Source organism: Serratia symbiotica (Periphyllus acericola), from assembly GCF_964019515.1.
Classification (GTDB): Bacteria; Pseudomonadota; Gammaproteobacteria; order Enterobacterales; family Enterobacteriaceae; genus Serratia; species Serratia symbiotica_D.
On record NZ_OZ026452.1, the window covers coordinates 1,717,538 to 1,742,140 of the forward strand.

The 24,603-nt window shown below is 51.0% G+C and carries 14 protein-coding genes, 3 tRNA genes and 16 pseudogenes; 11 read left to right on the forward strand and 22 right to left on the reverse strand.

Annotated features, from left to right (window positions below; genetic code table 11):
- The first annotated feature begins 91 nt into the window (after positions 1–91).
- The 3 genes from lptF (at position 92) to AACL06_RS09345 (ending at position 2,921) form a co-directional block, all read left to right on the forward strand.
- Positions 92–1,186, forward strand: coding sequence for an LPS export ABC transporter permease LptF (gene lptF / locus AACL06_RS09335; RefSeq protein WP_339036975.1), 1,095 nt, complete (start codon positions 92–94; stop codon positions 1,184–1,186).
- Entirely contained in the window at positions 1,186–2,256 is a 1,071-nt protein-coding gene (gene lptG, locus AACL06_RS09340) for an LPS export ABC transporter permease LptG (protein WP_339036977.1), read from the forward strand. The genes lptF and lptG overlap by 1 nt, the downstream gene beginning before the upstream one ends.
- A gap of 580 nt (positions 2,257–2,836) precedes the next feature.
- Positions 2,837–2,921: transfer RNA gene (locus AACL06_RS09345), tRNA-Leu, on the forward strand.
- A 60-nt stretch (positions 2,922–2,981) separates the two neighbouring features.
- On the opposite strand, the pseudogene AACL06_RS09350 reads toward AACL06_RS09345, so the two are convergent.
- From AACL06_RS09350 to AACL06_RS09395, 10 genes and pseudogenes are all read right to left on the reverse strand, one after another.
- Positions 2,982–3,422, reverse strand: a pseudogene (locus tag AACL06_RS09350) (PfkB family carbohydrate kinase); the annotation flags it as partial.
- A 73-nt stretch (positions 3,423–3,495) separates the two neighbouring features.
- Positions 3,496–4,366: pseudogene (gene rbsB, locus AACL06_RS09355) on the reverse strand (ribose ABC transporter substrate-binding protein RbsB).
- Between the two features lie 24 nt (positions 4,367–4,390).
- Positions 4,391–5,206, reverse strand: a pseudogene (locus AACL06_RS09360) (ABC transporter permease subunit).
- A 131-nt stretch (positions 5,207–5,337) separates the two neighbouring features.
- Positions 5,338–5,877: pseudogene (locus AACL06_RS09365) on the reverse strand (transposase); the annotation flags it as partial.
- Positions 5,810–5,971: a hypothetical protein gene (locus tag AACL06_RS09370; RefSeq protein ID WP_339036978.1), complete on the reverse strand. Its 162-nt coding sequence runs from the start codon at positions 5,969–5,971 to the stop codon at positions 5,810–5,812. The pseudogene AACL06_RS09365 and the gene AACL06_RS09370, both read right to left, overlap by 68 nt.
- Positions 5,972–6,231: 260 nt before the next feature.
- Positions 6,232–6,983 (reverse strand): annotated as a pseudogene (locus AACL06_RS09375) (transposase).
- Positions 6,916–7,092 carry a hypothetical protein gene (locus AACL06_RS09380; protein ID WP_339036979.1) on the reverse strand — a complete coding sequence of 59 codons (177 nt, stop codon included), beginning with the start codon at positions 7,090–7,092 and terminating at the stop codon, positions 6,916–6,918. The pseudogene AACL06_RS09375 and the gene AACL06_RS09380 overlap by 68 nt, the downstream one beginning before the upstream one ends.
- 253 nt (positions 7,093–7,345) lie before the next feature.
- Positions 7,346–8,758 (reverse strand): pyruvate kinase PykF, encoded by a 1,413-nt coding sequence (gene pykF, locus AACL06_RS09385; RefSeq protein ID WP_339036981.1) that lies wholly within the window; start codon positions 8,756–8,758, stop codon positions 7,346–7,348.
- Between the two features lie 365 nt (positions 8,759–9,123).
- Positions 9,124–9,200: transfer RNA gene (locus tag AACL06_RS09390), tRNA-Val, on the reverse strand.
- A 146-nt stretch (positions 9,201–9,346) separates the two neighbouring features.
- Positions 9,347–10,155 (reverse strand): annotated as a pseudogene (locus AACL06_RS09395) (MATE family efflux transporter); the annotation flags it as partial.
- A gap of 131 nt (positions 10,156–10,286) precedes the next feature.
- On the opposite strand from AACL06_RS09395, the gene AACL06_RS09400 reads away from it, so the two are divergent.
- On the forward strand, positions 10,287–10,925 hold the full coding sequence (locus tag AACL06_RS09400; protein ID WP_339036983.1) for a riboflavin synthase subunit alpha: 639 nt from the start codon (positions 10,287–10,289) through the stop codon (positions 10,923–10,925).
- A 135-nt stretch (positions 10,926–11,060) separates the two neighbouring features.
- Here the strand turns inward: AACL06_RS09400 and AACL06_RS09405 are convergent.
- The 4 genes and pseudogenes from AACL06_RS09405 to tnpA all read right to left on the reverse strand — a co-directional run.
- Positions 11,061–11,339: pseudogene (locus tag AACL06_RS09405) on the reverse strand (purine nucleoside transporter PunC); the annotation flags it as partial.
- A 46-nt stretch (positions 11,340–11,385) separates the two neighbouring features.
- A pseudogene (locus tag AACL06_RS09410) lies at positions 11,386–12,310 on the reverse strand (IS5 family transposase).
- A gap of 174 nt (positions 12,311–12,484) precedes the next feature.
- Positions 12,485–12,589: a BrnA antitoxin family protein gene (locus tag AACL06_RS09415; RefSeq protein ID WP_339036985.1), complete on the reverse strand. Its 105-nt coding sequence runs from the start codon at positions 12,587–12,589 to the stop codon at positions 12,485–12,487.
- Between the two features lie 174 nt (positions 12,590–12,763).
- Positions 12,764–13,166 (reverse strand): annotated as a pseudogene (gene tnpA, locus AACL06_RS09420) (IS200/IS605 family transposase).
- Between tnpA and AACL06_RS09425 the strand changes: the two are divergent.
- Together AACL06_RS09425 and AACL06_RS09435 are read left to right on the forward strand one after the other, a co-directional pair.
- A pseudogene (locus AACL06_RS09425) lies at positions 13,161–14,232 on the forward strand (RNA-guided endonuclease InsQ/TnpB family protein); the annotation flags it as partial. The pseudogenes tnpA and AACL06_RS09425 overlap by 6 nt on opposite strands.
- Positions 14,233–14,391: 159 nt before the next feature.
- Positions 14,392–14,467: transfer RNA gene (locus AACL06_RS09435), tRNA-Ile, on the forward strand.
- Between the two features lie 185 nt (positions 14,468–14,652).
- On the opposite strand, the pseudogene AACL06_RS09440 reads toward AACL06_RS09435, so the two are convergent.
- Positions 14,653–15,397, reverse strand: a pseudogene (locus tag AACL06_RS09440) (IS5 family transposase); the annotation flags it as partial.
- A 257-nt stretch (positions 15,398–15,654) separates the two neighbouring features.
- Positions 15,655–16,995 (reverse strand): metalloprotease PmbA, encoded by a 1,341-nt coding sequence (pmbA, locus tag AACL06_RS09445; RefSeq protein WP_339036986.1) that lies wholly within the window; start codon positions 16,993–16,995, stop codon positions 15,655–15,657.
- Between the two features lie 177 nt (positions 16,996–17,172).
- On the opposite strand from pmbA, the gene yjgA reads away from it, so the two are divergent.
- Positions 17,173–17,721: a ribosome biogenesis factor YjgA gene (gene yjgA, locus AACL06_RS09450; protein WP_339036988.1), complete on the forward strand. Its 549-nt coding sequence runs from the start codon at positions 17,173–17,175 to the stop codon at positions 17,719–17,721.
- Between the two features lie 30 nt (positions 17,722–17,751).
- On the opposite strand, the gene AACL06_RS09455 is transcribed toward yjgA, so the two are convergent.
- On the reverse strand, positions 17,752–18,051 hold the full coding sequence (locus AACL06_RS09455; protein ID WP_339036989.1) for a barstar family protein: 300 nt from the start codon (positions 18,049–18,051) through the stop codon (positions 17,752–17,754).
- Positions 18,052–18,056: 5 nt separating this feature from the next.
- Positions 18,057–18,517, reverse strand: a pseudogene (locus AACL06_RS09460) (ribonuclease domain-containing protein).
- Between the two features lie 75 nt (positions 18,518–18,592).
- On the opposite strand from AACL06_RS09460, the gene AACL06_RS09465 reads away from it, so the two are divergent.
- The 4 genes and pseudogenes from AACL06_RS09465 to xthA all read left to right on the forward strand — a co-directional run bounded on the left by AACL06_RS09465 (position 18,593) and on the right by xthA (position 20,917).
- Positions 18,593–18,754, forward strand: a complete 162-nt coding sequence (locus AACL06_RS09465; RefSeq protein WP_339036991.1) for a hypothetical protein — start codon at positions 18,593–18,595, stop codon at positions 18,752–18,754.
- A pseudogene (locus tag AACL06_RS09470) lies at positions 18,687–19,585 on the forward strand (IS5 family transposase). Before AACL06_RS09465 ends, AACL06_RS09470 begins: the two are co-directional and overlap by 68 nt.
- A 55-nt stretch (positions 19,586–19,640) precedes the next feature.
- Positions 19,641–20,012: pseudogene (locus AACL06_RS09475) on the forward strand (TIGR00730 family Rossman fold protein); the annotation flags it as partial.
- A gap of 98 nt (positions 20,013–20,110) precedes the next feature.
- Positions 20,111–20,917 (forward strand): exodeoxyribonuclease III, encoded by an 807-nt coding sequence (gene xthA / locus AACL06_RS09480; RefSeq protein ID WP_339036993.1) that lies wholly within the window; start codon positions 20,111–20,113, stop codon positions 20,915–20,917.
- 70 nt (positions 20,918–20,987) lie between these two features.
- On the opposite strand, the gene AACL06_RS09485 is transcribed toward xthA, so the two are convergent.
- The 4 genes and pseudogenes from AACL06_RS09485 to AACL06_RS09500 form a co-directional block, all read right to left on the reverse strand.
- A complete protein-coding gene (locus AACL06_RS09485; RefSeq protein ID WP_339036995.1) occupies positions 20,988–21,284 on the reverse strand; it encodes a DUF1496 domain-containing protein in 297 nt (98 codons plus the stop codon).
- Positions 21,281–23,203 (reverse strand): DNA topoisomerase III, encoded by a 1,923-nt coding sequence (locus AACL06_RS09490; RefSeq protein WP_339036997.1) that lies wholly within the window; start codon positions 23,201–23,203, stop codon positions 21,281–21,283. The genes AACL06_RS09485 and AACL06_RS09490 overlap by 4 nt, the downstream gene beginning before the upstream one ends.
- A gap of 311 nt (positions 23,204–23,514) precedes the next feature.
- A pseudogene (selD, locus tag AACL06_RS09495) lies at positions 23,515–23,916 on the reverse strand (selenide, water dikinase SelD); the annotation flags it as partial.
- Between the two features lie 134 nt (positions 23,917–24,050).
- Positions 24,051–24,461, reverse strand: a pseudogene (locus tag AACL06_RS09500) (NAD(P)H nitroreductase); the annotation flags it as partial.
- Positions 24,462–24,603 lie beyond the last annotated feature (142 nt).

The following is a 24,603-nucleotide window of genomic DNA, read 5'->3' on the forward strand; positions in this document are numbered from 1 at the left end:
AGGTTGCCATTATGATGAGAATACATGACAGATTAACGATGAAGCTATCGATTTTCCTGCAAAAAGACAAGTTTTCACAGGCGTAATAAGCGTGATCATAATAAGATATCTGGTTCGGGAAACGCTAAAGAGCCAAATCGCAATTCTGTTCATCTTGCTTCTGATCTTCTTTTGTCAGAACCTGGTGAGGGTACTAGGCGATGTGGTAGATGGCGATGTTCCAACAAACTTAGTACCTTCTCTGTTGTTATTAGGTGTGCCGAAGATGGCGCAGCTAATTCTTCCTTTAAGCTTGTTTCTTGGCCTGCTGATGACCTTTGGGCGGTTGTATACTGAAAGCGAAATCACCGTTATGCATGCTTGCGGGCTGCGCAAACGTACTTTGATTATCGCCGCGATGATACTGGCGATCCTCACTTCTGCTGTGGCTGCTGTAAACGTGTTCTGGGCCAACCCCGTAGCCTCTAGCTACCAAGACGTGGTGGTGAGCGAAGCGAAGGCTAACCCAAGCATTGCCGGGCTGGTAGAAGGACAGTTCAAGCCCTCGCAGGACGGCAATGCGGTGTTGTTCATCGGCAACGTGAAGGGCAGCACATTCAATAACGTATTCTTGGCGCAACTGAGGACGAATGGTACCCAGCGCCCTTCCGTGGTAGTAGCCGAACACGGTAACATCAACCCACAGAAGGATGGGGCGCAGGTGGTGACGCTCGACAAGGGCACCCGCTTCGAGGGTACTGCACTGCTGCGTGATTTCCGCATTACCGATTTCAATAATTACAAGGCAGTGATTGGGCATCGGGCTGTAGCGGTGGATAACACCCAGTCTGAACAGATGTCGATGAAAACCCTTTGGCAGTCTGACGATCCGGACGCGCGCGCCGAATTCCACTGGCGTCTGACGCTGGTGGTCTCCGTGGTGTTGATGGTGCTGCTGGTAGTACCGCTCAGTGTGGTAAACCCGCGACAGGGCCGAGTACTGAGCATGTTGCCGGCCATCCTGCTGTATTTAATTTTCTTCCTACTGCAAACTGCGCTGCGTTCCAATGCTGGCAAGGGCAAGCTGGACCCGATTATCTGGCTGTGGGGGGTTAACGCTGTCTACTTTGCCATCGCGCTGGCACTGAATTTGTGGGATACCGTGCCGATGCGCAAGCTGCGTGCACGCCTGAGAAGAGCAGCCTGATGTTTGGTGTACTGGACCGATATATCGGTAAAACGATTTTCAACACCATCATCATGACGTTATTCATGCTGGTGTCGCTGTCTGGCATCATCAAATTTGTTGACCAATTGCGCAGAGTGGGGCAAGGCGACTATACGGTACTGTGCGCGGGGATGTTTACCCTGCTCAGCGTGCCGAAAGACATTGAGATTTTCTTCCCAATGGCGGCGCTGCTGGGCGCGCTGCTTGGCCTGGGTCAGTTGGCGACGCGCAGTGAACTGGTGGTGATGCAGGCTTCTGGTTTTACCCGTATGCAGATCGCCGGCTCAGTGATGAAAACCGCTATCCCGCTGGTATTGCTGACCATGGCGATCGGCGAATGGGTGGCACCGCAGGGCGACCAAATGGCGCACGATTTCCGTGCGCAACAGATGTACGCCGGTTCGCTGCTTTCCACCAAGAGCGGGCTGTGGGCAAAAGATAGCAACGATTTTATCTACATTGAACGCGTTTCCGGCGAGAAAGAGCTTGCTGGCGTGAACATCTACCACTTCAACGACCAGCGCAGGCTGGAAACAGTACGCTACGCTGCTACCGCCAGCTTTGAAGATGGCGTGTGGAAGCTTTCGCAGGTGGATACCTCCAATTTGACCAACGAGAAAAAGGTGACCGGCACTCAGACGCTGACCGGTGTATGGAAAACCAATTTAACCCCAGAAAAACTGGGGGTAGTGGCTCTGGATCCCACCTCGCTCTCTATCAGGGGGCTACACAACTACTTGAAGTACCTGAAGCAGAGCGGCCAGGAAGCCAACCGCTACCAACTGAACATGTGGAACAAAATATTCTCGCCGCTTTCCGTGCCGGTGATGATGCTGATGACACTATCGTTCATATTTGGCCCACTGCGTAGCGTGCCAATGGGCATCCGCGTGGTGACTGGTATCAGCTTCGGTTTTTTGTTCTATGTGTTAGATCAGATCTTCGGCCAACTTAGCCTAGTGTACAACATGCCGCCGGTGCTGGGCGCATTGCTGCCTAGCATGATGTTCCTGCTGATCAGCATGTATATGCTGCTGAAACGCAAGTAGCGGCGCTACAGACGAAGAAGAGGGAGGCGTGTTGGGCTGTTCCTTCTTACTTACTTGTCTGCCAGCCCAATTGCTTTGGAGAGATACCCGGTTAGCCTGACGGTGGCGAAGGACTAATGAATCGCACAGGTCTTGTGGTGAGTGGGTGCTTGCAGAAAGCGTGAATCATAACTGTGCCCAGATAAACCGGAACATAATAGGCGTAATCTTCGGTTGGTGAAGCAAGCAACTGATTCGCAAAGGCTATCCCATCAAGAACTGGGGCTAAATTGGGCAGGGAAAGCGATCGGCCTTACCTTAGGAGTCTGTGCGGTATCTTGTATTTAGGATAAGGTGCGCTGACCGCCATAGAGAAAATAGCAAAGGGCATGGTAGGGGATCACGAAAATCGCTCCCCATCACGATTTTGGGCAGTGGATGGGGATAACAGGGTGCCATTGTCATTGTGTTGCTGACAGCAGAGTGCCAATGTGAACTTGTCGGCGTTTTTTTCAACACTTAACTCATTGAACAACGGATAAGTGTTGCACCCGGATCGCGGGAAGGTATAATGCACACGTTTTCCGCATACTACTTCAGTGCCGAAGTGGCGAAATCGGTAGACGCAGTTGATTCAAAATCAACCGTCGAAAGACGTGCCGGTTCGAGTCCGGCCCTCGGCACCATGTTCAATTTATCCGCGATGGTCTTTTTTCGTCCATTGATATCCAGATGATTTGCAGTTAGTCCGGCAGCTCACGCGCCGGTGCCGGGTTTAGGATCACCTGGGTTTGATGCTGCTTCGCCAAGCGGGTGGCGGCGATAACCGTCTCCAGCGGCGATTCCAACTGCAGCAACAGGGCATCGGCGTCGATCACCTGATGTTGGTAACGCACCAGATAATCCGGCGTGACTGCGGCGATGGCCTCAGTCCGTTGGGTATCAATACGATCGGTCACCAGTTGTTGGCGTATGCGTTCACCGATATCGTCGGTACCAACGCAGGCGATAAAGGCAATATCCGCCCCGCTGAGCCCGGCCGCTACCGCCTGATTCGCGCCCTTGCCACCAAACGCCACCTTATACTGTTTCCCGATCACCGTTTCACCCGGGTGAGGGAACTGTTCAATATTGAGGATATGGTCAGCATTGATGCTGCCCAGAATCACTAGCTTACCTATTTCCATTCCATTGATTCCTGAATTACGCGCCATCATAAGATGGCGCTGGTATGACTTAGAACCCATCCCATTAGGCTTTTTATTGGGTGACCAGTTTCAAATTAACAGGAATAATGGCCGACACTTTATCGGCGGTTTCCACACCCATTACGCCGATCTGATCTGGGCGGTGCGCTATGGTCGCCGCCAACTTGCCGCCTTACACGGCCTTCACACCATCAGAGGTGCCGTCGAAGCCTACCATGACCACATAGGATTTTCCGGCGGTTTGCAACGCGCGTAACGCGCCCAACGCCATTTCATCGTTCTGAGCAAACACTGCCTATACGTCTGGGTGAGCGGTCAGCAGGTTATGCATCACGTTCAGGCCCTTGGTGCAGTCAAAGTCGGCTGGCTGGCTAGCCAGCAGTTTGAACTTGTTCTGATCCAGCGACTGTTTGAAGCCCTCGCCGCGCTCGCATGCGGCAGAGGTGTCGGCGATGCCTTATATCTGGATCACTTTCGCGTCTGCGCCCACTTTCTTGGCGATGAAATCGCCAGCCATTTTACCGCCCACGCGGTTTGACCACCTTATGACTGACTACCTTGCCCTTGCTCGCCACGCGATCTAGGGTGACGATAGGGATGTTGGCCTGGTTGGCCATATTATTGATGGCGTTGCCGACCGCATCGGAGTCTGGCGGGTTGATCAGCAGTAGCTTAGAGGCCTGCACCATAAGATCCTGGACGTTGGCTAGTTCTTTCGCTGGGTTGTTTTGCGAATCCAGCACCACCAGCTTGTCACCTAGCTTGTTGGCTTCCTGCTGCGCGCCTTCCTTCATCAAAACGAAGAATGGGTTGTTGAGCGTAGAAACCACCAGCGCGATGGTGTCTTTGGCCAGCGCGTTAGCGCTCAGCGTGGAGTTAATGGCGAAGGCGGAGGCTAAAATTGCCAGTTTTTTCATTTTCATCATCGTAATTTTAGTAGAGGGAGATTACTTGTTGCTTTTGTTATCTACCAGAACCGCTACCAGTATCACCACTGCTTTCACGATCATTTTGTATTAAGAAAAAAAACCCAGTAAATTCAGGCCATTGTTCAGGAAGACAAGTATCAGCGTACCGATCAAGGTGTCGATGATGTGGCCCTTGCCGCCCGCCAGGCTAGTGCCGCCTAGCACTACGGCAGCAATCGCGTCTAGTTCGTAGCCAGTACCGGCGGTTTGCTGCGCCGAAGACAGACGTGCCACTTCGATCACCCCGGCCAACGCCGCCAACAGGCCGCACAGCGAATAAACTATAATTTTCACTTTATCGACGCTGATGCCGGACAGCCGGGTCGCCGCTTCATTACCGCCTAGCGCATAAATATAGCGGCCCAGGAGGGTGTGGTGCAGCATATACCAGGCGGCAATAACACGGACAGCCATAATCTAGATCGGAGTGGGCACGCCCATTTATCGGCCAATGCCGAACTAGCCGAAGGCGTCAGCCTCGTCGGTAAAGCCGGTATTCACTGTGCTGCTGTGAGTGTAAACCATGGTGGCACCACGCAGCAACAGCATCATCACCAAAGTGGCGATAAATGCCTGAACCTTGCCTTTGGCGACGATCACCCCGGTGCAGGCGTCAATCGCCGGCGCCAGCAACGCTCCAACCGACAAATCGATATTGAACAGGTTGTTCAGGGTGAAAAAACTCGAACTCATGGAAGAGACCATGGCAATAAGCGCCAGAAGAGCAACCAGTTTTTTTTGCTCTAACAGCCACTCTTTACTGAACCAGAGCTTTGCGACAGTCTTGGAACTCATATCTGATTACTCCTGCTTTACGCCGTATCGCTTGCTAATGCTTCCTGGGTAGCCTGTTCAATCGGGAACTCACCCTTGAGATGCGATCGCTGATGCCTATCACCTCCAACATTTCCGAAGACACCAAAATAACGTCGGTGGTAGCCTGTGATACTTTTCCACCGTGTGTTGTCTCCGGTAAGGCGCTGGTTCGCCACCGCTTGATTTCGCTCTGCATAGTCTGCCGACCAATAACGGGCTCCGCTTCTGGGCGGTATTAACGCCTTGAGCTTCTTGCCCCTTAACTCATCATCACACACTCGCGTATCCTAAGCCCGATCCGCCGAGGCGACTTTGATGTTACGGTACCTCTGGCGGATAAGACCTGGGAAGGCTTCGGTATCGGTGACAGTGCTCAAGGAAGAGTCAGCACAGATGACCTCATGTGTTTCTGTATCTACGGCCAAATGCAGTTTTCGCCAGATCCTCCGTTTTTCCTGACCGTGTTTTTTTACCTTCCACTCCCCTTCACCCAACACGTTGAGCCCGGTAGAGTCGATATAATGCTGTGGGCGACCACGCAGAGAAGGTTTTGCCTCGCAGTACCAAGCGTGAAGTGCCATTTCATCCACCCAGAAAGTGAGTGAACCCCGAGTGGTAAGGGCGTTGTTGTAAGCCTTCCAGTTGGTGATGTTGAACTTTTGCTGGGCCACGGAATGTTGCTATTTTGACAGAAGGAGAGTGATCTGATCCTCGTGCCGGCCAAAAGTTAGATTTATTCAACAACGCCGCAATCTATGTATCTTGTGCTAAGGTAATTGGAGCGCTGAATTTTACTAATAGTGTGGTTAACGTTATATCCACAGATCGAGTAAAAGCTGATTTTTATCAGCCAGTAAAAAATCATCTATTTAGTTTGTTGATTTAAAATGTTTTTTTTGTTTTCATCACAATTAAAGACGCATCGTTATAATCTGTAATTTTTCTATACACAAAGTTATCCACAGAAGCGATGTTGCAGTTCCTCGAGCACTATCACATCATTTTCATGGCTTTGTTGAATAAATCGGATTTGGAATAAAGAGTCCCCTGAATGGGCATATTTCTGGCATACCGGCGAGCGGCATCTTGTTTAATGCACAGATCATGGCCAGCGCCTCTGCAACTTGCCCATCATAATCTCGCAGCGACAGGTGACCAACAAATAGCTGTTTTACTCTGTACCTCGCTGTTGCCGCTATCGAACGTCGGTGGTAGCCTGTGATACTTTTCCACCGTGTGTTGTCTCCGGTAACGCGTTGGTTCGCCACCGCTTGATTTCGCTCTGCATAGTCTGCCGACCAATAACGGGCTCCGCTTTTGGGCGGTATTAACGCCTTGAGCTTCTTGCCCCTTAACTCATCATCACACACTCGCGTATCCTATCCCCTTCACCCAACACGTTGAGCCCGCTAGAGTCGATAACGAGGTGCGCAATTTCACCCGGCGTTGCGGTTTTAAACGGGACATGGCCGGACTTTGCCCGCTTACTGATGCAGGTGTCGTCCGGGCAGTTTAACGGCACTTTGATCAGTGTGACAATGGAGTCGACGAAGCCCTGGAGGGCGCGAAGTGTCAGGCCGAAAATCCGTTTCAGCATCAATACGCTGGTGATTGCCATATCGGAATAATGTGGTGTGCGACCACGCAGAGAAGGTTTTGCCTCGCATTACCAGGCGTGAAGTGCCGTTTCATCCCCCCAGCAAGTGAGTAAACCCCGAGTGGTAAGGGCGTTGTTGTAAGCCTTCCAGTTGGTGATGTTGAACTTTTTCTGGGCCACGGCATGTCGCTATTTTGACAGAAGGAGAGTGATCTGATCCTCGTCCCGGCCAAAAGTTGGATTTATTCAATAACGCCAAGTATTGCACAAACTTTTTTCGAAAGAGAATAATTTTTAAAATTAGGGTACTTTATTTTTAATGTTAGCTCGAGCTAACATTTTACCCGAAAAAATAGTGAAAAAAATGAGTAAAAATAGCCAAATTATATAACACTACTCGGATTTTTATTCGCAAAGTCATATTCAGTGCGTGGTTGCGTTTTCAGAAAATAGTTTACCGTTGCTATGAAAACGCCGCGTAGCGCGGCGTTTTTATCAAAACAAGTCTATCACCTTTTATATTATAGCAGGTGCACCGAGGTGGTATTGGTGGTGCCGCTTGGTACCAGAGCGCCGGAAACCATCACCACCACATCGCCTTTTTGCGCCAGGCCGCTGGATAGCGCCGCTTCTTTACCAATGCGGTAGAAGTCGTCGGTAGAGGCAATTTCTTTGACCCTCATAGGGATAACACCTTTGCTCAGGATCAACTGGTGGGCAGTGACTTCATTGGTGGTCAGTGCCAGGATCAGCGCATCAGGGAAGTATTTACGCACCGATTTGGCTGATTTGCCGCCGCGGGTGGCAACTACGATCAGCGGCGCGTCCAGTTTCTCTGCGGTTTCGACCGCGCCACGGCAGACTGCCTCAGTGATGCGCAGCTTGCGGCTATCGTTGAGTTTGTCAATGCGGCTTGGCATCACGCGATCAGTGCGCTCACAGATGGTTGCCATGATGGTTACTGCCTCCAAGGGGTATTTTCCCTTGGCACTCTCACCAGATAGCATGACGGCGTCGGTGCCGTCCAGAATAGCATTGGCCACGTCGCCAGCCTCCGCGCGGGTAGGGCGCGGGTTCTTGATCATCGAATCCAGCATCTGGGTGGCGGTGATCACCACTTTGCGCGCGTGGTTACATTTTTCGATCATCATCTTCTGGGCAAAGATCACTTCTTCTACCGGGATCTCAACCCCCAGATCACCACGGGCGACCATGATGCCATCAGATGCTTCGAGGATTTCGTCGAAGTTGTTAAGGCCTTCTTGGTTTTCAATCTTGGAAATGATTTGGATTTGCTCACCGCCATGGATTTTCAAGTGCTCACCTATTTCCAGCACATCAGAACGCTTGCGGATAAAAGAGGCAGCAACGAAGTCCACGCCTTGTTCACAGCCAAAAATCAGGTCATGCTTGTCTTTTTCAGCCAGTGCAGGTAGTTGGATGGAAACGCCCGGCAGGTTAACGCCTTTGTTTTCACCCAGATCGCCGTTGTTCAGCACCTTACAGATCACTTCATTCTCGGTTACCTTGATGACCTCCATGCCGATCAAGCCATCATCAACCAGTACGGTATCGCCGATTTTCAGGTCGGCTGAGAAACCGGTGTAGGTTACCGCAACGCGTTCGCTATTACCGATGACGCTTTGATCGGTGGTGAAGGTAAAAGTCTGGCCGACAATCAGAGAAGCATCTTTGCCGTCTTCCAGTTTCATGGTACGGATTTCCGGACCTTTGGTATCCAGCAGGATGCCAGCATTGAGTCCGGTTTTAGCCATTACGGTGCGCATTGTATGAATGCGTTTACCGTGCTCTTCATAATTGCCATGTGAAAAGTTGAGGCGTATGACGTTCATGCCCGCGTTAAGCATCTTGGTAAGCATTTCTTCTGATTCGGTTTTGGGGCCGATGGTACAAACAATCTTGGTCTTTTTCATGACAGAGTTTTCTACAAGTTGTGATTAAAAAAAACGAATAAAACCAGCAGTAGAGCTGTTGGTATGGAATTTATCTTTTGCCTGATGGTTCAAAATAAGGTTTAAGGATAGGTGAAAACAGTCGAAATGGTGCGGAAAAGTTCGACCCGCGCTGGCGTATACGGGGGCGATGCTACGCACAAGATGAGATGAAAATGTATTGTTATGACGTTTTTGCAGATCAAGGGTTGAAGCCATTTAACTGAAAGACGTTGCATATTATAAGGCTAAGTGGTGGGAAAAAAATAAAAACCTAGGATGACTCGCTACTGCGTGCGCAAACAAGCTTAGGAACAAGGAGAATAAATCCAGATAAAGCCATAACTTGGTGCGTCCGAGTGGACTTGAACCACCGACCCCCACCATGTCAAGGTGGTGCTCTAACCAACTGAGCTACGGACACATCCCTCCCTGACCCTCATGGCTGATAGAGGGGACCAATATTAACGAGCTACCTGTGCGTTGGCAAGGGGGAAAAGGCAATTTTATTCGGTATTTCACGCGATTGCTGTGAGAGTGAGCAGCAAGGTGCCCTTTTCAGAAAGGCTGTTAGAGGCTCGATCGTTGTAAGATCAACATGGCCGGTTGTTTATGTAGCCAACCGATGCGGCAACACCACCATGATGGCGGCGAAAGTAAATCCGATGATAAAACCGATCCAGAAGCCCCTTGGCCCCATTGCTGGCACCAGGATATCGGTTAGCGCCAATAAGTAGCCGCATGGTAAACCCAGGATCCAGTAAGCGATAAAGGTGATGAAAAAGATCGCGCGAGTGTCTTTATAGCCGCGCAGCACCCCGCTGCCGATCACTTGAACAGAATCCGATATCTGATAAATCGCTGCTAACAGCATAAGCTGCGAGGCCATCGCCACCACCGCTGGATTGCCGTTGTACAGCAGGGCGATCTGCTCACGGAAGATGTTGGTAAATAGTTGCGCAGGTAGCCATGATGATGCCGACGCCTATGGTCGTATAGGTGGCCACACGTGCCCCCTCAATCGAGCCTTCCTCAAGTCGGTAACCAACGCGGATTGTGGCAGCAACGCCGAGGGACAGCGGCAATACGAACATCAGGTTACTGAAATTAAGTGCGATCTGGTGGCCGGCAACGGCCACGATCCACAGTGGTGAAACCAGTAGCGCCACTACGGCGAAAAGCGTTACTTCAAAGAACAGTGCTAGTGCCATCGGCATGCCAATGCCGATCAGGCGTTTCAATGCTGCCCAGTCAGGCCTAGGATGTTCGTTTTTCAGTGGTTTGATGTCGTGCTGAGAGGGTGCTTGTTTGACGTACCAGCATATCATAAGGAACATAAGCCAGTAGACGCTACCAGTGGCCACGCCGCAGCCAACCCCCAGTTTTGTTGAAAGAGTCTGCCTATTCGGCGTGTTTAAGCAAATATTGCGATCAAAGAGTTTTCAGTGGGTTTGGTTTTACGCGTAAACTGGCATAAATGCGTTAACTCATTCAGAAAAAAGAGGCATATATGTTCACCGGTATTGTACAGGGCACCGCACCCTTGGTCGCCCTTGATGAGAAACCCAACTTCCGCACCCATGTGATTGAAATGCCTGCTGAACTATTGTCTGGGCTAGAGTTAGGTGCCTCGGTTGCCCATAATGGTTGCTGCCTGACGGTGACCGCCGTGGAAGGTACGCAGGTCAGTTTCGATCTGATCAAGGAAACGCTACGCCTGACCAACCTTGGCGAATTGGCGTTGGGTGACAGGGTCAACATCGAGCGTGCCGCCAGATTTAACGACGAAATTGGCGGCCATCTAATGTCCGGCCATATTATTTGCACGGCAGAAGTGGCCAAGATTTTAGTTTCGGAAAATAACCGCCAAATCTGGCTAGGTATGCCCAATGCGTCACTGATGAAATATATCCTGTATAAGGGGTTTATTGGCATTGACGGCATCAGCTTGACCATCGGCGAGGTGGTGAATAACCGGTTCTGCGTGCATTTGATTCCCGAAACGTTAGAACGTACCACCCTGGGTAGAAAACGTTTGGACGACAAAGTGAATATTGAGATCGACCCGCAAACACAGGCGGTAGTGGACAGAGTTGAACGGGTGCTCGCTAGCCGTGAAGCATGGTTATCGGCGACGCACAAGGACTGACAAGCTGGTGAGTAATAATGCATCACTATCAGCGAAGCAAAAGGCTAACGTTTATCAGGAAATGCTGGTATTAGCGCACAGACGCCGTTTATTGCCCGATAAATTAGCCCAGCGATTAATAGTGGGCTAGCAAATTCACTCCGTGCCGCCAACTAATTTTCCTCGTTGTACCCAATAGCCCACCACAGCCAATACCACTGTAGAAAACATCACCGTCACTGTCGCCAACAATGGCTGCGAGATCAACGCCGATACCAGCATACTGGCGACAAAGCACAGACCGAGCTGCAAAGTGTTTTGTAACGCTGCGGCTTTGCCACTGCTTTCCGGAAATGCCATTAACGCATTCGCCACCATTATTGGATAGCCAGCACCATTAACAAAGGCCATGATGCCGAATGGGATCGGCGTTGTTGAATAAATCGGATTTGGAATAAAGAGTCCCATGAATGGGTAGCTTTCAGGCAAGGCGTACACTTTCTGGCATACCGGCGAGCGTCATCTTGTTTAATGCACAGATCATGGCCAGCGCCTCTGCAACTTGCCCATCATAATCTCGCAGCGACAGGTGACCACCAAATAGCTGTTTTACTCTGTACTTCGCTGTTGCCGCTATCGAACGTCGGTGGTAGCCTGTGATACTTTTTCACCGTGTGTTGTCTCCGGTAAGGCGCTGGTTCGCCACCGCTTGATTTCGCTCTGCATAGTCTGCCGACCAATAACGGGCTCCGCTGCTGGGCGGTATTAACGCCTTGAGCTTCTTGCCCCTTAACTCATCATCACACACTCGCGTATCCTAAGCCCGATCCGCCGAGGCGACTTTGATTTTACGGTACCTCTGGCGGATGAGACCTGGGAAGGCTGCGGTATCGGTGACATTGCTCAAGGAAAGGTCAGCACAGATGACCTCATGTGTTTCTGTATCTACGGCCAAATGCAGTTTTCGCCAGATCCGCCGTTTTTCCTGACCGTGTTTTTTTTACCTTCCACTCACCTTCACCCAACACGTTGAGCCCGCTAGAGTCGATAACGAGGTGCGCAATTTCACCTGGCGTTGGGGTTTTAAACGGGACATGGCCGGACTTTGCCCGCTTACTGATGCAGGTGTCGTCCGGGCAGTTCAACGGCACTTTGATCAGTGTGACAATGGAGTCGACAAAGCCCTGGAGGGCGCGAAGTGTCAGGCCGAAAATCCGTTTCAGCATCAATACGCTGGTGATTGCCATATCGGAATAATGTGGTGGGCGACCACGCAGAGAAATTTTTGCCTCGCAGTACCAGGCGTGAAGTGCCGTTTCATCCACCGAGAAAGTGAGTAAACCCCGAGTGATAAGGGCGTTGTTGTAAGCCTTCCAGTTGGTGATGTTAAACTTTTGCTGGGCCACGGAATGTCGCTATTTTGACATAAGGAGAGTGATCTGATCCTCGTTCCGGCCAAAAGTTTGATTTATTCAACAACGCCCACCGGAATAGGTACTGAATCTAAGGTGCGAACACCCAGAAAAATAAAATGGCTGGACTCTATGCCCAACCCTAAGAACTCAGGCTACCAATCAGCATCAAATCTTAATGTCTGCCGGTGAGTGGTTTTTAAGCCAGCCTTTCATAGCTGCGTCCATACGGGTTTGCCAGCCGCGCTCAGTAGCTTTAAAGGCGGCGATCACTTACGGGGAGTACCTGATACTGACCTGTACTTTTGGGTCTGCTTTAATGGGACGGCCCTATTTGCGTATGGCTTTTAGTTCACTAAAAGCCATGAGTTTTACCTGGTGCGCCGTAAAGCCCCGTCCTTAATGGCGAGGATATAAGGCGCGGTTTTCCGACTAACTGGGTGTTTGCTATTGCTCAATGTATTGCCGTATGATCGAATATCGGCGCACCACTGCAACTACTTGCAAAATAACTCGGTGTCTACAGAACACCTTTGTAGTAATAGCGCTGGGTTATATCGGGGCGGTCACGGCAAAGCAGTCTGCTAGAAACGCCTTTAAGACTGTTGACCAAGTTTGATATTGCCAGCTTTGGTGGGTAGTTAATCAGCAAATGCACGTGATCGCATTCACCATCCATCTCGACCAGCTCAACATCAAAGTCAGCACATACGCTAGAAAAGTAGCAGCGCAGCTTTTCTATGGCATCCTGATCAGATATTTTTCGTCGATACTTGGCAACGAATACCAAGTGAACATGCATCAGGAAAATGCAGTGTCTTCCTCGGCAAATATCGGTTTCTTTTGTCATAGACCAAAGTATAATAGTGATAATGAAACGACTTCAAGCCTTCAAATTTCAGTTAAGACCAATACGAAAATGACCTCATGGCTCATTAATTGGAAATCCGATCCTGAAACACAATGGCTTAAAGAATCTCCATTGCAGACGTTGCAGCAGTCACTGAAAGATTTAGAGCGCGGCTACAATAATTTCTTCCAGAAGCGTGCAGCATTCCCCCGTTTAAAAAAACGCGTGCAGAATGGTGCATTGCGCTACCCACAAGGTGTGAAGCTCAATCAAGCCAATAGTCGTATATCGTTGCCAAAGTTGGGATGGATACGCTACCGCAACAGCCGCGAAATTATAGGTGAAGTGAAAAATGTCACCATCAGCCAGTCATGCAGCAAATGGTACGTCAGCATCCAGACAGCATACGAAGTTACTGAACCCGTTCATAACTCAGCGTCAATGGTCGGAGTGGATGCCGGAGTCACCAAACTCGCTACGCTTTCAGATGGCACGGTATACCCGCCCGTCAACAGCTTCAAAACAAGCCAGCACAAGCTGGCAATACTTCAGCGTCAGTTAAGCAGAAAGGTAAAATTCAGCGCCAACTGGCAGAAACATAAGCGAAAAATCCAGCATCTACACTCGCACATTGCCAATATTCGGCGCGACTACCTTCATAAAATCACCAGTGAAATCTGCAAAAACCACGCAATGATCGTCATTGAAGACTTGAAGGTCAGTAACATGTCAAAGTCGGCAACAGGCACGGCAGAGCAGCACGGGCGAAACGTCAGAGCTAGATCAGGCTTAAACCGCTCGATACTGGTCAGGGATGGTATGAAATGCGTCGTCAACTTGAGTACAAGCAGCTCTGGCGAAGAGCACAGGTACTAGCAGTATCTGCGGCATATACCAGCCAGCGGGGTGCATGCTGCGGTCATACAGCGAAAGAAAACCGCCTGTCGCAAAGTAAATTTGTGTGTCAGATATGTGGATACACCACGAACGCCAATGGAGGGATAGTGCAGTCAGACCCCGCCCGTTAAAGCAGGAACCCACCCAGGCGAGTCAGCTTTCGGTCTGAACGCTGTAGGAATCCCCGTCCTTTAGGCCGGAGAGGATGTCAAAGCGGTTATCAAAAATCCACCAGCAATAACAACAGGCTAGGGTTGAGCAGAAAAGCAACATACAGATAGACAACGGTAGACTTTCGCTGAAGCATTACCGTATAATATTGCCGCTTGGCCCCTTAGCTCAGTGGTTAGAGCAGGCGACTCATAATCGCTTAGTCGCTGGTTCAATTCCAGCAGGGGTCACCAAACTTTAGCTTTAAAATAATGTAATTAAGTCAGTAAAAGAAGCAGATAAATTACTGCTTGATTTTTGAATGGCGATAAAATGGTTGTAGATTTATCACTAACTTTATTTTTCTGAAGGATAGCCCGACATGGGCTTTGTTGAATAAATCAGATTTAGAATAAAGAGTCCCCTGAATGGGCAGCTTTCAGGCAAGGCGTACACTTTCTGGCATACCGGCGAGCGTCATCTTGTTTAATGCACAGATTATGGCCAGCGCCTCTGCAACTTGCCCATCATAATCTCGCAGCGACAGGTGACCACCAAATAGCTGTTTTACTCTGTACCTCGCTGTTGCCGCTATCGAACGTCGGTGGTAGCCTGTGATACTTTTCCACCGTGTGTTGTCTCCGGTAACGCGCCGGTTCGCCACCGCTTGATTTCGCTCTGCATAGTCTGCCGACTGCATAGTCTGCCGACCAATAACGGGCTCCGCTGCTGGGCGGTATTAACGCCTTGAGCTTCTTGCCCCTTCACTCATCATCACACACTCGCGTATCCTAAGCACGATCCGCCGAGGCGACTTTGATGTTACGGTACCTCTGGCGGATAAGACCTGGGAAGGCTTCGGTATCGGTGACATTGCTCAAGGAAAGGTCAGCACAGATGACCTCATGTGTTTCTGTATCTACGGCCAAATGCAGTTTTCGCCAGATCCGCCGTTTTTCCTGACCGTGTTTTTTTACCTTCCACTCGCCTTCACCCAACACGTTGAGCCGGGTAGAGTCGATAACGAGGTGCGCAATTTCACCCGGCGTTGGGGTTTTAAACGGGATATGGCCGGACTTCGCCCGCTTACTGATGCAGGTGTCGTCCGGGCAGTTCAACGGCACTTTGATCAGTGTGACAATGGAGTCGACGAAGCCATGGAGGGCGCATTTGGTGATGTTGAACTTTTGCTGGGACACGGAATGTCGCTATGTTGACAGAAGGAGAGTGATCTGATCCGCGTGCTGGCCAAATATTCGATTTATTCAACAACGCCACTTAGAGCCTATCCCAGTAGGCGTACACTGTTGCAACCAGTTAATGGTTATGCTCTGACAGGTAAAGATGGCATCCTAGCCCCGCTGATCAAGAGCAATTAACCGAAGCTGCATTATCCCTTCTGCTGTAGGGACAGCAGGGCAAACACCAGCCTCAGAAGGGGTTATTGACCGGCGATCTTCATGTCCGGCAGCAGCACCGAACCGCACTGAATATTGCTGCGGATCTCGGTATCGCTGCCAACGCTAACGATATTACGCAGCATCTCCTTCAAGTTGCTGGCGATAGTGATCTCGCTGACTGGATACTGAATCTCACCATTTTCCACCCAGAAACCGGCTGCGCCACGCGAGTAGTCGCCAGTCACGCCGCTAACGCCCTGCCCCATCAATTCGGTCACCATCAGCCCAGTACCAAGCTGTTTCAGCATAGTGGCGAAGTCGCCACCCTGACCGGCAATGCGCCAGTTATGAATGCCGCCAGCGTGACCCGTACTGTGCATGCCTAATTTGCGCGCTGCATAACTGGTCAGTAGCCAGGTTTGCAGCACACCATCCTTAACGATGTCACGCCTCTGAGTGCGCACACCTTCGCTATCGAATGGCGTCGATGCCAGCCCTTTCAACAAGTGTGGGTGTTCTTCAATGGTCAGCCAATCTGGCAGGATTTGCTGACCCAGCGAGTCCAGAAGGAAGGTGGATTTGCGATACACGCTGCTACCGCTAATGGCACCCACCAGATGGCCGAACAACCCGGTAGCTACTTCCGCAGCGAACAGCACAGGGGCTTTCATCGTCGACAGTTTACGCGGCACCAACCGTGCTAGCGTACGGCGTGCACATTCCTGCCCTACCCACTCAGGACTTTTCAGATCATCCATCGCACGCCCGATGGTATAGGCGTAATCACGTTCCATGTTGCCATCATGCTCGGCAATCACACTGCTGGACAGAGAATGGCGGCTTGAGAGGTAACTCTGTAACATACCCTGGCTATTGCCAAATACCTTGATGCCGTAGTGGCTGTTAAAACTACTACCTTCGGTATTAGTGATACGCTTGTCCGCCGCCAGCGACGCCTGTTCGGCGCGGGCTGCCAGCTCGATGCCACGTTCAGCATCCAGCTCGGTTGGGTGGAACAGATCCAGATCCGGTGCATCAAACGCCAGAAGATCTTTTTCTGCCGTGCCAGTATAGGGATCTGGTGAGGTATAGCGGGCAATATCCAGTGCCGCCTGCACAGTGCGGGCGATGGCCTCCCGGCTCAGATCGGTAGAGGAAGCGCTGCCTTTGCGCTGCTGGTGATACACGGCGATGCCCAAGGCACCATCACTGTTAAACTCAACGTTTTCCACCTCGCCAAAGCGGGTGCTAACGCTGATACCCGTGGATTTGGTTACCGCGACTTCCGCCGCATCGGAACCGGCATGCGCCAGTTCCAAGGCCTGTGAAACGGCCTGCTCTAGCGCTTTGCGCTGTTCTGCAATTTGAGTAACCACGTTCATCAATCTGCCATAATTAATCAGAAAACCGTTGAGAAAAGTACCGTAGTGGCGTGGTGGCGCATGGAGTCACACGCAAGAATACTGAGATTTATGCCGTCGAGTCTAACAGGAACCGCGTTGAATTTCGCATTAAAACCAGCAACCTGTTAGGATTAGCATCTTTTAATGGAGCCAACCATGAACAAACAGCCTGAAGACTGGCTCAGCGATGTCCCAATAAATGAAAGCCAGGACGAAGACGAGATAATCTGGGTCAGTAAAAGTGAAATCAAACGTGATGCCAAAGCGCTGAAAGATCTGGGAGCCGAACTGGTCGATCTGGGCAAAAACGCGCTAGAACGCATTCCGTTGGACGAAGACCTGCGTGCCGCCATCGAATTGGCGCAGAAGATCAAGAAAGAGGGCCGCCGCCGCCAGTTGCAACTGATCGGAAAAATGCTGCGCGCCCGTGATGTAGAGCCGACCCAAACCGCGCTCGGCAAGCTGAAAAACCGCCATAATCAACAGGTTTCGCTGTTCCACAAGTTGGAAATGCTGCGTGACCGCTTAGTGGAAGAAGGTGATGATGCGATCCCATCTGTTTTGGGTCTGTATCCAGAAGCCGATCGCCAGCAACTGCGTTCACTGGTGCGCAACGCACAGAAAGAACAAGCCACCAACAAACTACCTAAAGCTTACCGCCAAATCTTCCAGTACCTGCGCAATCTGGCTGAGATAGCCGAATGATCAACGGTGCCAACTAGGGATGAACCTACTTCATCCTCGGTGATGTACCGATTCACCACCGCTTTCGCGAACATTAAAACGCAAGCTGCCATCCAGTTCTTCTTCCGCCTCTTCAAACAGCAGAATAATTTCGCCGAAGCAATGCTTGCGGCGAGCACTGAGGTGGATGAATTCTATCTCCACCGGCAGACTGATATCGCCGGTTACCACGTCCCATAACGCATCTAGATTAGTACCAAATTCCTCGCCTAGCGCGAACTGGTGCGCAAATTCACGGTAGAAAGTCGGCACATCTTGGATCTGTTCAAAATTGAATTCTACTTTTGCCATCCCGCTCACTCCACTCGAATGAAGTTTTTATCATGGTCGCGCGAGACAAATATCAGACCGTCGTTGGAATACAGCAGGCGATCGGCACCACGTCGGCCGCACTGATAATTGATGTCCGCCTCACGCCATACCCGGTAGTGGGCGCTAGGCAATTGCCCCTCACGGTTAGAGAACCGATCGCCGCCAATCGCCTTGCCCCCGGCAGCACCAAGCACAGATTGCCATCGCGAGGCTCCCAGCCTTGCTCACGCGCTTGCTTCTTGGTGATGTAATAGTCCGGCAGCCGTTGATGCTGATGCAAGTAGCTGACCACCGTCTGCTGATGATTCAGCCGACCCACGCTCCGCTGCTGCCCTTGTGCGTCCCTTGACGCATCAATGCTGCTCGTCCACTCGGTGCAGCGCTGTGCGCTGAACCCGGCTATCACAGCAGCGATGATGATCGCCAAGAGAATCCGCTTGTTCATTTTCATTGCGTTACCTGAATAATTGCCACCAGAGGTGCCGCAGCACCTAGGCCAGTGAGGTGGTATAAAGAGGCGTTGTTGAATAAAACGAACATTTGGCTGGCACGCGGATCAGATCACTCTCCTTCTGTCAACATAGCGACATTCCGTGGCCCAGCAAAAGTTCAACATCACCAACTGGAAGGCTTACAACAACGCCCTTACCACTCGGGGTTCACTCACTTGCTGGGGGGATGAAACGGCACTTCACGCCTGGTACTAAGAGGCAAAACCTTTGCGTGGTAGCCAACCACATTATTCCGATATGGCAATCACCAGCGTATTGATGCTGAAACGGATTTTCGGCCTGACACTTCGCGCCCTCCAGGGCTTCATCGACTCCAGTGTCACACTGATCAAAGTGCCGTTGAATTGCCCGGACGACACCTGCATCAGTAAGCGGGCGAAGTCCGGCCATGTCCCGTTTAAAACCGCAACGCCGGGTGAAATTGCGCACCTCGTTATCGACTCTAGCGGGCTCAACGTGTTGGGTAAAGGCGAGTGGATGGCAAAAAAACACGGTCAGGAAAAACGGCGTATCTGGCGAAAACTGCATTTGGCCGTAGATACAGAAACACATGAGGTCATCTGTGCTGACCTTTCCTTGAGCAATGTCACCGATACCGCAGCCTTCCCAGGTCTCATCCGTCAGAGGTACCGTAAAATCAAAGTCGCCTCGGCGGATCGGGCTTAGGATACGCGAGTGTGTGATGATGAGTTAAGGCGCAAGAGGCTCAGGGCGTTAATACCGCCCAGCAGCGTAGCCCGTTATTGGTCGGCAGACTATGCAGAGCGAAATCAAGCGGTAGCGAACCAGCGCCTTACCAGAGACAACACACGGTGGAAAAGTATCACAGGCTACCACCGACGTTCGATAGCGGCAACAGCGAGGTATAGAGTAAAACAGCTATTTGGTGGTCACCTGTCGCGGCGAGATTATGATGGGCAAGTTGCAGAGGCGCTGGCCATGATCTGTGCATTAAACAAGATGCCGCTCGCCGGTATGCTGAAAGTGTACGCCTTGCCTGAAAGCTGCCAATTCACGGGACTCTTTATTCCAAATCCGATTTATTCAACAAAGCCGGTTGAGGCAGAAACTGCGTACCGAGGTCTGACAACGCTGGAAGTCGTTCCCGATATGCATAACCCGTAAAGCCTGAATGGCAGCGCTTACGGATGGCTTTATCGCCCTACCGGGTGGTATCGGCACGTTGGAAGAGCTGTTTGAAATTTGGACTTGGGGGCAGATTGGCTATCACAGCAAACCGGTGGGGTTACTGGATGTAGAGGGCTTCGCTTCTATCGTAAGCTGAATGACTTCATGCGACATGTCGCCCATCAGGGATTTATGCGCCACGATTATCTCGACACTTTGTATATTAGCTAAGCACCGCAAACCTTGCTCTGTCAGTTTGACGATTATCAGCCAAAGCAATACTATCGCTGGGCAAAATAAGTCCATCGCCAGCCAGCGGCAGAGCAGCTGGCTGCGTTACATTTCCCACAAAACTCTGCTACTATCGCCACACTTTTTTTGTGAAAACGGCACCACTCATGAAGTTTGTCTCTTTTAATATAAATGGATTGCGCGCACGTCCACATCAGTTGGCAGCAATTATTGAACAACACCAGTCTGATGTTATCAGCTTGCAGGAAACTAAAGTCCACGATGACATGTTCCCATTGGAAGAAGTCAGCCAGTATGGGTATCACGTATACTATCACGGGCAAAAAGGCCACTACGGCGTTGCACTGCTGACCAAAGAACCACCTTTGGCGGTACGTCGCGGTTTCCCGACAGATCACCAAGACGCACAGCGCCGCATCATCATGGCCGATCTGGCCACTACGCAGGGTACGCTGACGGTGATCAACGGCTATTTTCCTCAGGGAGAGAGCCGAAACCATCCGATCAAATTCCCGGACAAAGCGCGCTTCTATCAGGATTTACAGACTTACCTTGAGCAGCAGCTATCGGTAGATGCGCCGGTATTGGTAATGGGTGATATGAATATCAGCCACAGTGATTTTGATATTGGTATCGGCGAAGAAAGCCGCAAACGTTGGCTGGGCACCGGCAAGTGCTCCTTCCTTCCGGAAGAACGCGAATGGATGGATCGTCTGCTGAATTGGGGGCTGGTGGATACCTATCGCCACGCTAACCCGACGCGAAACGACGAGTTCTCGTGGTTCGATTACCGTTCCAAAGGGTTCGAGGACAACCGGGGCTTACGCATCGACCTGCTGCTGGCCAGCCACCCACTGGCGGCGCGCTGCACCTCCAGTGGCATTGACTACCAAATTCGCAATATGGAGAAACCTTCCGACCATGCGCCAGTCTGGGCGGAATTTGCGCTTTAATATTCAGACCCTGCAACCTCCGGGGTTATTAAGCTGTGCCTGTTCCGCTTTTGGCCGACGATGCCGCTTATCAGTGACATAGTGACCTTTTTAGGTGTACCCAAATTAGGGGATGAGTGCTTACCACGTTGTGATCTCGCGCGCATTGCAACATCTCTCCGTCGATTTTAAGCACCGCCACTTCGGAGTAATTCTGCTCCTGATAAATACAACAGCGGTTGCAAGGTTGAACGGCGGTTTTATGCGCATTTTTGCTACAGATATCTGGAGAAATCGGCAATACCACATCCACATCCTGCCGATTGGCTACGGCTAAACCGGATAACAACCAGGTGCCTACCACCAGCATCAGTAATCCATGTTTCATTTACTCTTCACCTGCGCCTTACCAGCGCTTTTCCTGCGTTTTTTGCTGCCCATTGAAGGCGGCTTTAACCCATTAAATGCCATACTTGCTCGGCTCTGCTGGGCCTGATAAATCAACGTTTGCAACGTGCTAACCAACGGTTGCATAAAGTCCTTATAGCGGCAAGACTTCTCACTGATTTGCGTCAGCGTGGCTTCCCAGTTGGCTGTCATATCAGGGCGTGCAGCGATCTCCGGCAATGAGTTGATCAAAGCGCGACCCGCCTCGCTAGCATAAATATAGCGCCCCTTCTTGTACAAAAACGCTCGCTTGAACAGCAATTCTATGATCCCTGCCCGCGTAGCTTCGGTTCCTAAACCATCGGTCGCTCGTAGGATTTTTTTTAGCACTTTATCCTGCACGAAGCGCGCAATCCCAGTCATCGCAGACAATAAGCTGGCATCGGTGAACGGCCGTGGCGGTTGCGTCTGCCGGTCTACCACTTCACCGCGTTCGCATAACAGCGTATCATCCTTCGCCACCACCGGCAGTGGTGCCCCTTCGTGCTCCTCATCGCACTCCTTGCTTCCCAATAGCGCGCGCCAACCAGCATCTGCCAGAAAACGTGCTTTAGCGACAAATTTACCACCAGAGATATCCAGTTCAATCAGGCATTTGCGGAACATCGCATCCGGACAAAACTGCATCAGATACTGCCGAATCACCAACCCGTAAACATTCAACTCATCCTGTTTGAGGTTAACTTTGCTTGCGTGGGCAGTGGGAATAATGGCATGGTGAGCCTCCACTTTTTTATCGTTCCAACACCGATTTCGGCGTTCAATGTCGATCATTGGCTGCGGGTACATTTCCGGCTGGTGGACGCTGATGGCGTTTAGCACCGCATAACGCTCAGCGAAGTGTTCCTCCGGCAAGTAGCGGCAATCGGAACGCGGGTAGGTGATCAGCTTGTAGGTTTCATATAACCGTTGGCAAACATTAAGCACCTGCTGAGCGCTGAGGTTATAACGCTTGGCAGCTTCAATTTGCAGTGCCGAAAGCGAAAATGGCAGCGGGGCAGTTTCTGATTCCCGTTTATCATTATAGGAAATCACTCGCGCTGGCTGTCCAGCAATACGCTTGACTACATGCTCCGCTAACGGCCGATGCAGTAAGCGCCCCTCTTCGTCTTGATAGGCTTCACAAGAATCACTGGGCTGCCACAGCGCTACAAAGCGTTCTTCCTTAGGCGTAACAATGTACGCTTTGACTTCAAAAAAGTCCTTCGGCACAAAGTTTTCTATCTCTTCATCACGCCGCACCACCAGCCCTAATACCGGTGTCTGCACCCTCCCCACCGATAGCACGCCATCGTAGCCAGCATCGCGCCCTAGCAAGGTATAGGCGCGGGTCATATTGATCCCGTATAGCCAATCGGCGCGTGAACGCGCCAACGCGGATACACACAGTGGGATAAAATCACGGTTGTCACGCAGACGGTTAACCGCGCGTTCCACCGCCTGCGGGTTAAGGTCATTAATCAGGCAACGGCGGACGTTCTGGCGTTTTTCCGGCATTAAGTCCAGATAATCCAATACCTCATCCACCAGCAGTTGCCCCTCGCGATCCGGATCGCCCGAATGCACCACTTCATCGGCCTCAAGCAGCAGTTTTTTGATGATATTGAGTTGTTCGCTGACCAAAAGGCGTGGCTGCAACCGCCACTTTTCTGGAATAATGGGCAGATCCGCCAGCGACCAGCGCGCAAAGCTGCTGTCATAGGCATCGGGCTGTGCCTGCTCCAGCAAGTGACCGATGCACCAAGTCACCACATCATTGTTGCCACAGGCGATAAAGCCATCACCACGGCGATGCGGCTTAGGAAGCACATCGGCAATGGCGCGCGCTAAACTTGGTTTCTCGGCAATAAAAAGTCGCATTATTCACCGTTTTTCTGGCTATACGTCATCAGGAATTCTCTTACTTCAGCATAGTTCCCGCAGACAACCCTCCACAGGAAGTGATATCGACGGATGGCGGGTCATGCCGGTCATACAGCGGCACTGACCTTGTTATGTGCTAGCCATCTCACAGTCGGACGACTCTCAAAATCACCGCTCATACTATTCGACCGTAATCAACGGTTTACCAGCAACCATGGAGTACAATTCGCCGATAGCATCGATTTGAATGCCATGATGTTCGGCAATCGACTGCACCTCCTGCACCGCCAGCAGCAAGCCACCGATGGAATGTCCGCCTGCTGGCAGGCGAAACGCCCACCATCAACCACCCGCTGCGCCAATTCAGGCGGCAACGTGGCGCTCGGCCAACCGAGGATAGCGATCGCCATAATCGGGTTGCCCCCCATGGCGTAGACATCGCTAATGGCGTTGGTAGTGGCGATGCGACCAAAATCAAACGGATCATCAACGATCGGCATAAAGAAGTCGGTAGTTCTGATGATGCCAACACCATTGCCAATATCATACACCGCTGTATCGTCGCGAGTTTCATTACCCACCAGCAGATGCGGATCGATAAGCTTTTCATGCGTGCTGTGCAAAATGGTATCGAGAACTTTCGGTGAGATTTTACAGCCGCAGCCAGCGCCATGGATGTACTCGGTCAAGCGGATAGCTGACGATGGCATATAGCGTACTCCTTTCGATGATCGTCACTCAAGATAACATAGGGTAACGCTTGCCGAAGGGATTGATAAGCACAGGCTGTCGATTAACCCGCAGCCTGCACATAGATGCGATTTATTCAACAAAGCCACTCAGCCCAAACACCTGTACGTAAAATGCCATTAAAACCCTGCGCTAATGCTGCCATTTGCATCGCCTGTACCGCGGAGCCAGCGGATACCACTGGCTCCCAATGCACCACCTTGATCTCTTTAATACAGTGCGCAATCACAGCAATGATTAAAGGTGCGTGGAACGGTGCCTTACTGGCCTTTTCGATCGCGATTTCGGCCATTTTCGCCTATTATGAAGCAATTTGTAATAATTGGCTGAAGCGCTCTAGCCCTTGATTCTCAATTATCATAAAATGCCACGGTTGCAGGTTGCCGTGATCGGGTGCACGCAGTCCTGCATTGATGATATTCTGACGTACTTCCCCCATGGGCGCTGGTGCCGAAAGCCGTGAGGCTGAACGGCGATTCAGTAAAAAAAGATGTAGTGCATCCATCAAAAGCTCATGATAACAATTTTCATTAAGATCACGTTAGCATAGCTCAATGATATGTAACAGCCTCGTCAATGCGGTCCGTGATCGAAGATTTAAAGCGACATTTCTTCATCCGCTCATTAGGATAGCGGAACATTTTTCG

Coding starts and splice junctions, on each gene's coding strand:
- xthA (WP_339036993.1), top strand. CDS start 20,111: ATGAAGTTTGTCTCTTTTAATATAAATGGATTGCGCGCACGTCCACAT.
- yjgA (WP_339036988.1), top strand. CDS start 17,173: ATGAACAAACAGCCTGAAGACTGGCTCAGCGATGTCCCAATAAATGAA.
- AACL06_RS09490 (WP_339036997.1), bottom strand. CDS start 23,203: ATGCGACTTTTTATTGCCGAGAAACCAAGTTTAGCGCGCGCCATTGCC.
- pmbA (WP_339036986.1), bottom strand. CDS start 16,995: ATGAACGTGGTTACTCAAATTGCAGAACAGCGCAAAGCGCTAGAGCAG.
- pykF (WP_339036981.1), bottom strand. CDS start 8,758: ATGAAAAAGACCAAGATTGTTTGTACCATCGGCCCCAAAACCGAATCA.
- AACL06_RS09485 (WP_339036995.1), bottom strand. CDS start 21,284: ATGAAACATGGATTACTGATGCTGGTGGTAGGCACCTGGTTGTTATCC.
- AACL06_RS09455 (WP_339036989.1), bottom strand. CDS start 18,051: ATGGCAAAAGTAGAATTCAATTTTGAACAGATCCAAGATGTGCCGACT.
- lptG (WP_339036977.1), top strand. CDS start 1,186: ATGTTTGGTGTACTGGACCGATATATCGGTAAAACGATTTTCAACACC.
- AACL06_RS09400 (WP_339036983.1), top strand. CDS start 10,287: ATGTTCACCGGTATTGTACAGGGCACCGCACCCTTGGTCGCCCTTGAT.